Source organism: Candidatus Zixiibacteriota bacterium (genome assembly GCA_034003725.1).
In the GTDB taxonomy this organism is placed as follows: Bacteria; Zixibacteria; MSB-5A5; order GN15; family FEB-12; genus WJMS01.
This window is the reverse complement of the sequence record JAVEYB010000012.1, coordinates 44,498-57,372: the sequence shown is the minus strand read 5'-3', so window position 1 is coordinate 57,372 and position 12,875 is coordinate 44,498. Positions and strand designations below refer to the sequence as shown.

Annotated in this window: 7 protein-coding genes and 1 tRNA gene; 5 read left to right on the top strand and 3 right to left on the bottom strand. The window is 57.5% G+C overall.

Annotation, left to right across the window (positions count from 1 at the left end; genetic code table 11):
* Positions 1-25: 25 nt before the first annotated feature.
* Positions 26-1,264 (top strand): AAA family ATPase, encoded by a 1,239-nt coding sequence (locus RBT76_12780; GenBank protein ID MDX9858659.1) that lies wholly within the window; start codon positions 26-28, stop codon positions 1,262-1,264.
* A gap of 114 nt (positions 1,265-1,378) precedes the next feature.
* Here the strand turns inward: RBT76_12780 and RBT76_12775 are convergent, their stop codons facing one another.
* The 3 genes from RBT76_12775 to RBT76_12765 all read right to left on the bottom strand — a co-directional run bounded on the left by RBT76_12775 (position 1,379) and on the right by RBT76_12765 (position 3,115).
* Positions 1,379-2,158 carry a GNAT family N-acetyltransferase gene (locus RBT76_12775; protein MDX9858658.1) on the bottom strand — a complete coding sequence of 260 codons (780 nt, stop codon included), beginning with the start codon at positions 2,156-2,158 and terminating at the stop codon, positions 1,379-1,381.
* A 128-nt stretch (positions 2,159-2,286) separates the two neighbouring features.
* Complete coding sequence (locus RBT76_12770; GenBank protein MDX9858657.1) at positions 2,287-2,760, bottom strand: YbaK/EbsC family protein; 474 nt, start codon at positions 2,758-2,760, stop codon at positions 2,287-2,289.
* A 258-nt stretch (positions 2,761-3,018) separates the two neighbouring features.
* Positions 3,019-3,115: transfer RNA gene (locus RBT76_12765), tRNA-Sec, on the bottom strand.
* Between the two features lie 96 nt (positions 3,116-3,211).
* On the opposite strand from RBT76_12765, the gene recG reads away from it, so the two are divergent.
* From recG to sprA, 4 genes are all read left to right on the top strand, one after another.
* Positions 3,212-5,299: an ATP-dependent DNA helicase RecG gene (recG, locus tag RBT76_12760; GenBank protein MDX9858656.1), complete on the top strand. Its 2,088-nt coding sequence runs from the start codon at positions 3,212-3,214 to the stop codon at positions 5,297-5,299.
* A gap of 6 nt (positions 5,300-5,305) precedes the next feature.
* Complete coding sequence (locus tag RBT76_12755) at positions 5,306-5,671, top strand: DUF1844 domain-containing protein (protein MDX9858655.1); 366 nt, start codon at positions 5,306-5,308, stop codon at positions 5,669-5,671.
* Between the two features lie 137 nt (positions 5,672-5,808).
* Positions 5,809-6,756, top strand: a complete 948-nt coding sequence (murB, locus tag RBT76_12750) for a UDP-N-acetylmuramate dehydrogenase (GenBank protein MDX9858654.1) — start codon at positions 5,809-5,811, stop codon at positions 6,754-6,756.
* Between the two features lie 77 nt (positions 6,757-6,833).
* On the top strand, positions 6,834-12,833 hold the full coding sequence (gene sprA, locus RBT76_12745) for a cell surface protein SprA (GenBank protein MDX9858653.1): 6,000 nt from the start codon (positions 6,834-6,836) through the stop codon (positions 12,831-12,833).
* The last annotated feature ends 42 nt before the right edge of the window (positions 12,834-12,875 follow it).

Below are 12,875 nucleotides of genomic sequence, written 5' to 3'. Positions count from 1 at the left end.
TTTTAACCAGGGAAGGGGAAGTCTGATGACGGAGCAGACGACCACCAGAACCGATGTGAGTGACACACCGGTTATCGAGCGGGCCGCAAACACCGCGTCCGGCACGCGTGAACATGCCGAGGTGAGCCGCCCGAAATCCACCACAGAGAATCGGCCCCATCGGCTGACCAAGGATGGCGTTATGTACGACGATGAACATGTCACGGCGGCGCCCGACATGACCCGACCACTGCTGGAGGGTCGCCGCGGCAATGGCAGTGAACCGGCGGCTCGCGCCGGCGACCAGCAACGCGGCATCCCCTCGTCCCGATCACACGAAATGAGTTCGCTGATCGGACGAACGATCCGGCTCGAATTGAAGCGCCGACACGAAGTGAGATCGATCGCCTTCCTATCCAACAAAGGCGGCGTAGGCAAGACGCACATTTCGACAAACATGTCGTTTTACCTGGCACGTTCCGGGAAGCAGGCCCTGCTGATAGATCTCGATCTCGGGAACTCCGATGTAACCAACAAGCTCGGATTTTACTGCGACAACACGATCATGGATCTGCTCAACGGACGGCATGAACTCAATCAGTTGGTCTACAGCACGCCGCTGGGCTTTGACCTCATTGGCGGCGAAAGCGGCAACTACCGTCTGGCCAACCTCAACGCCGCCCAGCGCAAGCGCTTCATTCGCGCGCTCAAAGACATCGGCAGTGATTACGACTACGTCCTGTACGACTTGAGCGCCGGCATCCAGCAGACGACAATTGACTTCGCACTGGCACAGGACTTCCAGGTAGTCGTCACGACGCCTCAGGACATCGTGGCCGGTTACTCCTGTCTGAAAGCCATGTTCTATCGATTCCAGCAACTGGAACGAGGAATGAAAGAACGCGATCCGCACTACAAGATGCAGACCACGCTGAGGCCGTTCATCGTGCTGAATCAGGTGCCTGACTTCGACGCCGCCAAGGAGTTGTTTGACAAGGTGAATACCGTTGCCAAGGCCAACATCAGGGGCGACAAGGAATTCAACATGAATGTGCACTTTCTCGGCGTCATCACGCGCGATCCGGATCGCATCCGCGAGTCGGAATTGGAGCACTTCCTGTACAGCAGCAGGTACGGTGCGTCACGGACCGGCCAGTGTTTCAATTTCCTGGTGAAAAACCTGATGCAGTACCGTGAACCCAATGAATTCACGTTCACTCATCGCCTCAGACGTTTTGTGGATATCTTCATGCGCTCGGTGGAAGAGACCAAATACGCCGAGTGACAGGTAAGCACCCGGCGCACTTGATGAGGCCCGGCGGGAGTATTCCCGACCGGGCCTGTTCAATGGATTAGTGGAAAGGAAAGACAACCATCCTTCGCGAGCCCGCTTTGCCTCCTATGTACTCAGGGCCCGCTGGATGGCTTCGCGTATCTTGTTCCGTGGAGCCGCGTATCCCCATCCGATCTCCTCACCGTTTACAAACACTCCGCGCGGCCTTTGATGGTCGTTGAACACCGCCCGGTCATCAGCGCAATACTCGCGTACGACAACTCGCTCTCCGAAGTCTGCGGCGACCTCGCGAACGCGCTGCGCTTCGATATTGGATGTCCCGCAAAAGGTATGCCAGAACAAATCGACGATGACCCTGCCGAGCAGGGGCTTATGCTCATAAGCCGGCTGGAGGAATTGCGGAGGCTCGGCGGTCAAATCACGCGCTTTCCACAGCATTCCCGCCCTCCCGCGGCGGTTGATCGACGTAAATCCTAGTCGCTCAAAAAACGGGGCCGGCATGAACCAGGAATTCTCGTAGTACGCGACTGTCACGAGGCCTTTTTTTCCCTGTCGCTCGACCTCGAGTTCTGCTTCGTTTACGAGCGCGCGTCCGACACCGTGCGACTGCGCGTCGGGCTTGATGAACAGGCAAGGAATCGTCAACAGGTCGCGCCCGAGCGGCCCCCACGGACAGATCTCGATGGGCATGACGTACAAAAGGCCGGCCCGCTGTCCGTTCAGGAGTGACACTTTGACCCGCAATCCCTGCGACGTTTTGTCCGCCAGCCATCTCAGACGGCGACGAGAGCAAGCGGTCAGCTCTCCTTCATCGCCGATGTGCGAGCAGGTGCCGACAAACGCCTCGTCAGTCGATGTCATATCCCGAATTGTCAGAACCGACATACGCGTCCGCCTTCCGGCAAAGATATTTCGCCCGGCCGGCCGCCGAAGCGGCCGGACCGGCGTCGCCCCCACTTCGGGCGAAACCCCGTCGTGCAACAGGGATACACACTGAGATCTCGCGCCTGCTTCTAAAGCGCGAGTAATCGGGAAAAGCGAAGCACACGGGGTCGTACCAGCCGCTCAAAGTCGACATACGATATCTTGAGCAGTTCCCGATGCGTACCGGCGCTGAACGCGATCTCTTCGTCCTCCGTCAGGCGCTCGGCGACAAAGACGTCCATGCCGTACAAATTGCCGAAAGGCGGCATGGCCCCCACATCGCATTCGGGAAACAACGCCCGAAACTCTCGTTCGGAGGCCAGGCGCACCGACTCGGCGCCGATGGCCGCACGAAGCTTTTCAAACTCCACCTTGGTCGAGGCCGGAAGAACCGCCATGGCCATCTTGCCGTCGACTTTCACCATCACCGTTTTTGCCAGTTCGCGGCCCGGTATATGGGCCGATGCCGCCACCTTCTGCGCCGTATAAGCCGGCGGATGGCTTATCGTCACATACTTGATGCCGTGGCGGTCAAGATACTCCTTCAGTAGCCGCACCGGCATAATGACCTCCTTGTGTTGTGGGTCGGTCTGAACTCGTCAAACAGTTCTTCCAGTCAAACCCGCATGCGCGGTATCTTCTGGTTTGGCCAACTCGGCTCCTGCCGCGGCGAAAGAACTCGAACAGTCGGGGTGTCAGTCTTGTTGAGTGAGGGGGGATGCTCGAAGATGTGCTTCTACTTGTAATCAAGCCGAAACGGCAGTTATGTCAAGGGGATTCAGACAGCAGGCAGTCGACGGATTACAACGGGCCCCCATTTATGGCGGAAGGGGTGGGAATCGAACCCACCGAGGACGGGACTTCCGCCCCCCACACGGCTTTGAAGGCCGGGACCGCCACCAGACGGCATCCTCTTCCGATCTCATGATACGTCATCTGAGTACGCTTGTAAAGAGCGCCCCAAAATGTGATTAGTAATTGACGAACGAATTCCCCTCCCCGTTTCTTAACAGCATGTCAGAAATCTCGCTGTCATCGTCTCTGCAATTTCTCAAAGGCGTTGGCCCCCGCAAGGCGGCCGTGCTTCAGACGCACGGCATGGAGACAGTACGCGACCTCTTGTTCTATTTCCCGCGGCGATATCTTGATCGTACCAACGTATCACCCATCAATCGCCTCCAGGTGAACCAGACAACCACCATAATTGGCGAAGTGAAGGCCCATGGCATCCTTCGGGGCCGCAAAACGCGCTACGAGGTCATTCTCCAGGACGACACAGCGGCAGTCAGCCTCACGTTTTTTCAGGGGGTCCGTTACTGGCAGAAGCTGTTCAAGAAGGGCCAGGTATACGCTGCGACAGGGCGAGTGACGTTTTTTCAGGGACTTCAGATGATTCACCCCGATCTCGAGCGTCTCGATAGTGATTCCGATCAGATGGTTCACGCCGGGCGGATCATCCCTGTATACCCCCAGACAAGCGAGTTGTCGAAGGTGGGGTTGTCATCGAAAGGAATCCGCAGCCTCACTACGGCGGTTTTTGGCAAAATGCGTGAACGGCTGCCGGACGCTCTTCCGCCTGATCTGCGGCAGGGAATGTCTCTGATGCCGCTTCACGAGGCTGTCGCCATGACGCACTACCCGTCCGATCGGGAAGTCGTGGAGACCGCACGTCGTCGCCTCGCCTTCGATGAACTGCTGGCGCTTCAGTTCTTTGTCTACCGCAACAGAGGATTGAAAACCTCCGTCACCAAGCCGCACCGGTTTGCGCCGCCGGGCGCCGTGCTGGGTAGCTTCAAGGAGTCTCTACCTTTTTCTTTGACCGATGGACAGAAGTCGGCGGTGAAGGAGATATTCGCTGACTTGCAGAAGGCCCAGCCGATGTCGCGGCTGCTCCAGGGCGATGTCGGCTGCGGGAAAACGGCCGTGGCGGTTGCGGCGTCGGTTTATGCGGCGGAAAACAAGTTGCAGACGGCCTTTATGGCGCCTACCGAAATCCTCGCGGAGCAGCACTTCCGCAATTGGGCTCAACCACTCGCTCGACTCGGGATCACTGTCGACCTGATTACGTCAGCTTTGTCTTCAGCCGAGCGGAAGAAGCGAGCGCAGCGCGCCGCCAGCGGTGAGACCGATATTCTGCTCGGAACCCACGCCCTCATTTATGACTACGTCGCCTTTGAGCGTCTCGGGCTCGTGGTCATCGATGAGCAGCATCGTTTTGGCGTCCGCCAGCGGGGACTGCTCTATGCGAAAGGCAACAATCCCGACCTGTTGGTGATGACCGCGACACCGATTCCCCGAACACTGGCCCTGACGCTGTACGGCGACCTGGATATCTCGACAATCCGTGATTTGCCCCCCGGGCGAAAACCCGTAAGAACGGCCTGGAGGACCGAAAGCGCTCGTCTGAAAGTCATGCAATGGGTACGCGACGAAGTCCTCAAGGGCGGTCAGGCGTATGTCGTGTATCCGCTGATTGAGAAATCCGACCAGCTCGAATTGCGGAACGCGGAGGAGGCCTTTGAGGAATTGCGCGGCACAGTCTTCGCCGGCATTGAAGTCGGGCTGGTTCACGGCAGGGTGAAGCCCCGGGAACGGGACGAAATACTCGCCGCCTTTCGTGACGGCGATGTTCGAATCTTGATGGCCACGACGGTCATCGAAGTAGGCTTGGACAACCCTCGGGCTACCCTCCTGGTGATCGAGCAGGCCGAACGGTTCGGACTTGCCCAACTGCACCAGCTGAGAGGACGGGTCGGACGGGGCGCAGATCCGGCCACGGTCGTGGCGCTCGCTGGCGATGCACTCGGCGACATGGCCCGTCGGCGCCTCGAATACTTCGCCGGCCACGCTGACGGTTTCGAGATTGCCGAAGCGGATCTGGAGCTGCGGGGCCCCGGCGAGCTGTTCGGAACACGCCAGTCCGGCATGCCGGAGCTTCGTGTGGCCGACCTCTCCAAAGACCGTGATCTGCTCGAAGCCGCCAGACGTCTCGTGATGCGTCTGTTTGAGCACTACAATGATCTTGACAGCGACCACCGTGCGCTGTATTCGTTTCTGGAAAAAGCAGCCGGTCGCCGAGAGGTGAACCTGGGTGGAGGTTGATGTCCAATGAGTGATACCGACAACAAGCTGGATCCGCATTTGTACCAGTTGATTCTATCGCTGCACGCGGGGGCGATGCAGCATATGGGCAAGGTTGCATCACCGTTCACCGGCAAAGTCGAGCGCGACCTGAACGCCGCCCGCCATACGATCGACATGCTGGATATGCTGAAACGGAAGACGGACCGAAATCTGACCGCCGACGAACAAAAACTGCTCGACCATGTCCTCTATGAACTTCGGCTGAATTTTGTCGATGAATCGAAAAAGGGAGGCTCGCCCGGCCCGGAGGACGGCCCCGAGGGGGCCTCGGAGTCCGAACCACCCGACCGTAAGCAGGCCGCTGGAACGAACGACGATGAACAGCCGTGAGCGATATTTCGGACTGCGCCGGTTCTTCCCGGTCGTCTCGAGGGTATAATCAGTGGATGGGTCAGGGTGTCCTGTCCGCCTCACCGCCGGGTGAATAATGTTGATTTTGACGGGCATATCTCTATATTGTGCTGGAAATGGTTGATAATCCCACAGTTAAGCCGGCAGTCCGAACCGAGGACCTACGCGCCGCATTTGGCCCCGGTCTTCGGTTTGATTACCCACTGGCGCCGCTGACCAGTTACAAGACGGGCGGCCCCGCCAGGTATTTCATTTCGGCCGGTTCTGCAGATGATATTGTCCATGCTGTGGACGCGGCCCGACGGTTGGGCATCCCCTACTTCCTGATCGGGGGCGGGTCAAACCTTTTGGTCTCCGATAGTGGGTTCGACGGTCTCATCATCAAGGTAGATGTTCTGGGGATCCACCTCATTGGACGCGACGAGATCGATTGCGGCGCCGGTGAGGAGCTGATGGCGCTGGTCAAGTTTGCTGCCGACCATGCACTAACCGGCCTGGAGTTTGCAGCCGGTATCTGGGGATCCGTCGGGGGGGCGCTGTACGGAAACGCGGGAGCATTTGGTGGAGAGATCGGCTCTATCGTCAGAGAGTTGACGCTGGTTGATGTTGCGGGGAAAGTGAAGGTCGTCGGGCCCGAATACTGCCGATTTGCCTACCGCGACTCACTCCTGAAAAAGACGCGCGAGGTCGTGGCGCGAGCCAGATTCTCCCTGCAGTCGGGTGACCAGGCCGCTATACGAGCCAGGGTGAACGAGATACTGCAATTGCGCGACGGCAAACATCCCAACACCGGAATGTCGGCAGGCTGTTTCTTCAAGAATATACCCGACCCGTCACAGCCGTTCGGGAAACTTCCCGCCGGCAGACTGCTCGAAGAAGCAGGAGCCAAACAGCTGCACGTCGGCAAGGCGAAAGTATTTGAAAAACACGCCAACATAATCGTCAATACCGGCGGTGCAACCTCGCGCGAGATTCGCGAACTGGCCGATCTGATGAAGCAGCGCGTGCGCGATAAGTTTCACATCGAACTTGAAGAAGAAGTCATACAAGTCGGTTCCATTTAACCGGTACCCGAGGAGTGCTATCGAACATTAGCTATCGATGTAACGCGTTCACTTGTCACTGCTGAGTACGATTCGTTTTGCGCCGTTTCATTGTTGCAGTTCTTTCGATCGCGGCACTCACCGGGGTGGTGGCGGGCTCGTCGACGCTTGCCCAGATCGGATTTCAGGCCGAGCTGGCCGACTCCTCTCGCGTCGTCTCCTGGTACGACCAGCCCAACTATGCCTTTTCGGTTGCCATGCAACCGAAAAGCTATCTTCCGATTGTTCCCCGCCTCAAGTTTGACCCCCGGGTGATCCGGCAAAGCTTCGAAGACACGACTCTTACGTTTTCGACGCAGATCACCAACGAACTGGAGTTGATCCCGGTTACCGTGGGGGCGCTCGAGTACTATGAATACCGGGCCCGGAAAACCGAACGGGAGCAATTCAACCGGAACGTCCAGTCGTCGCTCCAGAGAGCGAAACAGGGGGAACGGCGCGAAGGGCTCAATATCGGATTCGACCAACTGCCACGGCGCTTCGACAAAATCTTCGGTGAAGGGGGCGCCAATCTCAAAATAACCGGTTACCGCCGAATTACTTTTTCCGGCCGGTCTCAGTGGCAGGACGGTGCTGAATCCGATCTCTTTCGCCAGAGCAAATTCCCGTCGCTCAATATGGAACAGATATCCCGATTCGACATAACCGGGACAATCGGCTCCAAAATTACGGTCTCCGTCTCGCAGGACAACCAGACCGACATTCCGCTGTCGAACCGTCTGCAGATTCGGTACAAAGGCGACGAGGACGATATCCTGAAGAGCATCGAAGCCGGCAATACCAATCTCAGCCTCCCCAACACTCAGTTTGTCGGCTATTCTTCGCGTATTCAGGGGCTGTTCGGGATCAAAGCCGAAGCCCAGGTGGGAAATCTGACCCTGACAGCGATCGCGTCGCAGGAGAAGGGTTCATCGGAAAAAGCGTCGGTTGACGCCGCAGGTGAGGCCAGCGCCGAGTGGCGGCGCGACTACCAGTACGAGACTAACCGGGTCTATGACCTGGGTTATCCCGGAGACTTTGGCCCGTACGACCGCGTCTCACAGCTGTACGTCTACGAAGAGGAGACCAATCAAACGGAGGCGGATTTCCGTTACGGCCGCCTGCTGATCGACCCCGCCGACCCGGGTGCCTATCCCACATTGATCGAGACGCCCCGGATGCGCCAGGTGCCGGAAGACGAGTACCGGTGGTATGACGATCGCGATCGCAATCTCCACTATGTGGTGTTCAACAATCGCCGAAACGACGGCCGAGCCCGCGGCATTTACCTGCAGGTTCAGCGCTTTTCATCGGTCAACCAGGCAACGCCGGATTCGATCAGTACGATCGGCAGCATCACCGGCGATACGCTGGTGCTGAAGCTGATCCACGGCGGACGCGACGGCGTGTACGGTCCGGCCCACCCCGCCTGGGATCTCATGTGGCGAAATCTCTATCAGATACCTCGCGGTGTTACGGTCGACGATATCGACGTCAAAGTATTTAAGGGGCTGCCCGGCCAGGAAGGGAGAAATACCAGTCTTGACTATCAGCTCGATGACGCCGGGCAGTCGGAAGGGTACTACCTGGAAATACTGGGACTCGACCAGTATAACCGGACCGATGCCAACCGCCCCGATAACTTGCTTGATGAGCGACAGGCCGTCTTCCGACCGGATTGGGGGCTTCTCATTTTCCCTTCGCGCACGCCCTTTTTCTCAGATACGACCTTCACCAATGAATTGGGGACGACCGCGCCACTGCGCGAAACGGACTCGCTGCTGTATTATTATACTTCAACGACCCAGCAGGCCAAGGCGAGCAGGTACTACATTCAGTATGTCTCAAAGTCGCGCAGTTCGATCATCCGACTCAACCGCGTAAATATCATCGAAGGCTCCGATGTTGTGAAGGTGAACGGTCGCCAACTGCAGCGTGGCGTCGGATACAACATAGACTATTCATTCGGGTCAATTACCCTGCTCGATGAGGAAGCCATCGACCCCAACGCGCAGGTGACTATCGACTACGAATATGCTCCGTTCTTGTCCATTCAGAAGAAGACACTGCTGGGAATGCGCGCCGAGTACGAGTGGAACAAAGACCTCCGCTTCGGTTCGACTCTCCTGTACAAGTCCGACAAGGCACAGGACCGCAAACCCCGGGTAGGGCAGGAAACAGCCAAAATGATGGTGGTAGACTTCGATATGGATTTCAAGATCTACCCAAACTTCCTGACCAGAGCCGTCGATGCGCTCCCCATTGTGCAGACCGAGCAACCATCGATCATTTCGGTCTCAGCCGAAGTTGCCCAGTCCTTTCCCAACCCCAACGTCGATGACCAGGCGTATATTGATGACTTCGAAGCCGCGCTGGATCAATTGGACCTGGGCCTGAGCCGCACACAGTGGACAAAGTCTTCCCGTCCCGACCCCTTATTGGGCAACTGGCAGCGGGGTAAAATGCTCTGGCATACGCCGGAAGTGCTGCCGCTTCGTGAAGATGTATATGTGGGCGACGTACCACAAGGACAGGGGGAAGTCCGAACGTTACGCCTGATCTACCGACCCGACAACCTTGATATCACCCCGCAGTATCAGTTTGACACCTCACTTGTCGATACTCAGGTGGTTGTCGATACAACCTTTATCGGGGCCGATACATCGTTCGTGCGCTCGTGGGCCGGCGTTATGCGTGCATTCGACGGCCGTGTAGATGCCGAACGCGCGCAGTTGTTTGAGATGCGCGTGCGCGGTACCGGCGGTCGCATCCACTTCGATTTTGGACGGGTCTCCGAGGACGTCAACGGTGACGGCGCGGCCTTTGGCGAAGACGACCGTCCGTTTGGCGATCAATCCGGCACCGTGAGCGAGGAGGAAGACGTGGGGCTTGATGCCCTTCCCGACATCCTCGAGCCCGGGTATAGCGCCGACACGCTGGTCGATCCCAACGGTGACAACTGGTTCTTCCGCAACAAGGGCAAGTGTCCGTTCCCGTCAAACGTCTGCAATAGTCGCACATTCCAGGATCGGATGGAGGATCCCGATGACCCGCTGTATTACGAGTTCTTGAACGGCACCGAGGGTAATCGACGCGATGCCACCACCCAGGGCTTGCCGGACGAAGAGAAACTCACTGGATCCTTTTCCGACATCGACTCGTATTTCTCGTTTGTGATCGACCTTGACCAGTACCCCGACTCATTCAAGGTCGAAGGTTCGGAACGCAACGGATGGGTAACCTACCGGATACCGATCCGGGACAGTCTCGCGGTCGATACCATCATCGGTTCGACCCCCCCGGCGTGGGATCAGATCCAGCACATTCGCGTCTGGTTCGAATCCAATGAGCTGGATGCCGGCGAGGATACGCTGGAGATCGTCGACTGGTATTTCGTCCAGTCCAACTGGCAGGACACGCTGATCCTGAAACCGGGAGCCGGCGACGACATCCGGTTTGTCGTCGCCTCGGTTTCCACGGACGATGGCACGTTCATTCCCCCTCCGAATGTCGAGGCTTACAGGGATCCGACCCAGAATATCGAGGAAGCGCAACGCGGATTGGCGCTGAATTACGAGAATCTCAGGCCGGGCGACACCGCGATTGCCAGCCGCGTGCTGATTCAGTCTGAAGCCTACTCGGGTTATAAGACGCTCGAAATGTACGTCTGGGGCGACTCATTGACCAACATCCTGACGGACTCCGTGACCTTTTTCATGCGGCTCGGCACCGACTCCGCCAATTTCTATGAGTTCCACTCGACCCAGCCGGTATACCCGCGGTGGGATGAGCGGAACTACGTGCTGATCGATTTTGCCGAAATCACGGGCTTGAAGGACGAGGCGATCCGCAACCTCGAGACGGGGGAGAAGGTCGACATCACGCGCGGCCAGTATCGCGTCAAGGGATTGCCCAATATCAATCAGGTGAAATTCTTCGCCTTCGGCATAACCAATTCGTCGAGCGATTCGCTCTCGGAGGTTTCCGGCGAGGTGTGGGTGGACGAGCTTCGCGTGACATCGGTCCGTCGTGACGTTGGCACGGCCGCTCGCGTATCCGTCGCCGGTAACGCCGCCGATCTGCTCACATACAGCTTCTCCTATCAAAGCAAGGACCCGTATTTCCGCGGAATCTCCTCAGCCACCCGGGGCGGCTCCTCGAATAACCTCGGCAGTGGCCAGACGGAAAAGAACTTCGTGTGGAACAGCTCCTTGAATCTGGACAAGTTCCTGCCTCGATCGTGGGGCGCCCGCATGCCGGTCAGTTTTGGCTACAATCGCACGACCCAACTGCCGTTGTTGCGCAACAACTCCGATATCGTGCTTCCGGATGAAATCCGCGAACAGGAGAGGTCGACTTCAGACTCGCGCTCCTTCCGAATTTCAGAGTCGTTCAGCAGGAGGGGCCGGAATCCGCTGTTTACGGTCTTGCTGAATCGCCAGTCATTCAGTTTCTCGTATCAGCGATCGCGACAAACATCGGTCAACCGTCCGTACTACCTGGGTGAGAACTACACCGTCCAGGGGTCATATGATGCCGGTATCCCGAAAGCGCCGACAATTCCTATCTTCTTCTGGTCTAAATACTTACCAATCCTGAGGAAGACGTCTAAGAGTCGCCTCGGCATATACCCGACTACGTGGCGGTTTTCCGGATCCTTGACACGAGGACTCTCTATCTCCGATGACTCCGACTTTCGCCGCGTCACGTCGCTGCGAAAGGACTTCGATGCGACCATGGACTTGACCTATCAGGTTTTCGAAAATCTACGGACGACTTTCCGATTCAACACTAAACGCGACCTCACCGACCCAGACCTGGTCAACATCACGTCGAATGTGAAGAAGTTCCGCCTGGGGCTGGAGACGTCCTTCAATCAGAGTTTCACCGCCGATTACGATCCCAAGCTGGTTGGTTTCCTGAGCAACAAGTGGAATTACAGCGCCAGCTACCGCGATTCATGGGAGCGATCGAATGAATCACGCAAGGCCGATCTCTCACGCAGCTGGAGCGTGAGCGGTCAGTTTAAGCACGTCGAGTTGCTCAGTTTTGGTTCTAAGGGGAGTGCCGGCCGTGGCCGTACGGTTGAACGTCCGTTCTACGATCCGCCGTTCGCCGTTCTCCGCTTCCTCACCGGGTGGATCGAACCAATCTCGTACAAGTACGGTCAGAGCTACAACAACTCGCTGCCCGGGCTGGTTGAACGACCATCGCTACGCTTCCGCTTCGGCATCGACGAAACCACCGATGTGGAGACGATCACCGAGAGCCGAACGCCGTTCTCGAACGAAGGGGAGAGCTACGATCTTTCCTCCGGCTTCAAGTTGTTCGGTGGACTTGATACCGACGTACGGTACTCGGTCAGCGGCACTCGGGATCTGGTCAAAACCGGCACCCGGTACGAAAACAAGTCCATTAAGTGGCCGGACCTGCAGATTCGCATCTCCCAGTTTTCGACGTTTCCGCTTATCAAGGGGCTGATCAACAAGTTCATCTCCGTATTTCAGCCCCGTACGGGGTTTACCCGCGACAGCAAGGAGACCTGGGACCTCGACGGCGACTTCATGCTGGATAAGTCAATCACTACCGCCTTCAACCCGTTGCTGTCGGTCAATTTCCGCGTCTTCCGGTCACTCTCGCTCTCGGGTTCGTACACGGTGACGGAAGTGATCACCGAGCGGTATAACCGGCAGGACGGTCGGCTGGAAAATGAAACACAGTCCACCCGGAGCGGGATCGCGTTCTCGTCGCGCTACTCCTTCACCGCTCCCGGCGGTATAGGAATTCCCCTTTTCGGCAAGGTGAAATTCAATTCAACTGTCTCGATTGACTTGAACATCCGCTATAACTCTGAGTTGACGGAGAACTCGCAGGACGGACGGCCCTTTGTCGTGACCGCGGACAAGTCAGATCTGACCGTTGCGCCGGTCATCTCCTACACTTTTTCGCAGCAGATCAAAGGCGGCCTGTCGGCCCGCTGGCAGGATACGAACGACTCCAAGATCAACCGCAAGAGCCACGTCCGCGAGTTGCAGATCTGGGCAGAGATTCGATTCTGATCTTTTGAGTTGACTTGCCTCATGGGTGGCTCAACATTATCA

Bases quoted from the DNA above. Each gene is read 5' to 3' on its own strand.
- RBT76_12780 (MDX9858659.1), top strand. From the start codon at position 26: ATGACGGAGCAGACGACCACCAGAACCGATGTGAGTGACACACCGGTT.
- RBT76_12775 (MDX9858658.1), bottom strand. From the start codon at position 2,158: ATGTCGGTTCTGACAATTCGGGATATGACATCGACTGACGAGGCGTTT.
- RBT76_12770 (MDX9858657.1), bottom strand. From the start codon at position 2,760: ATGCCGGTGCGGCTACTGAAGGAGTATCTTGACCGCCACGGCATCAAG.
- recG (MDX9858656.1), top strand. From the start codon at position 3,212: ATGTCAGAAATCTCGCTGTCATCGTCTCTGCAATTTCTCAAAGGCGTT.
- RBT76_12755 (MDX9858655.1), top strand. From the start codon at position 5,306: ATGAGTGATACCGACAACAAGCTGGATCCGCATTTGTACCAGTTGATT.
- murB (MDX9858654.1), top strand. From the start codon at position 5,809: ATGGTTGATAATCCCACAGTTAAGCCGGCAGTCCGAACCGAGGACCTA.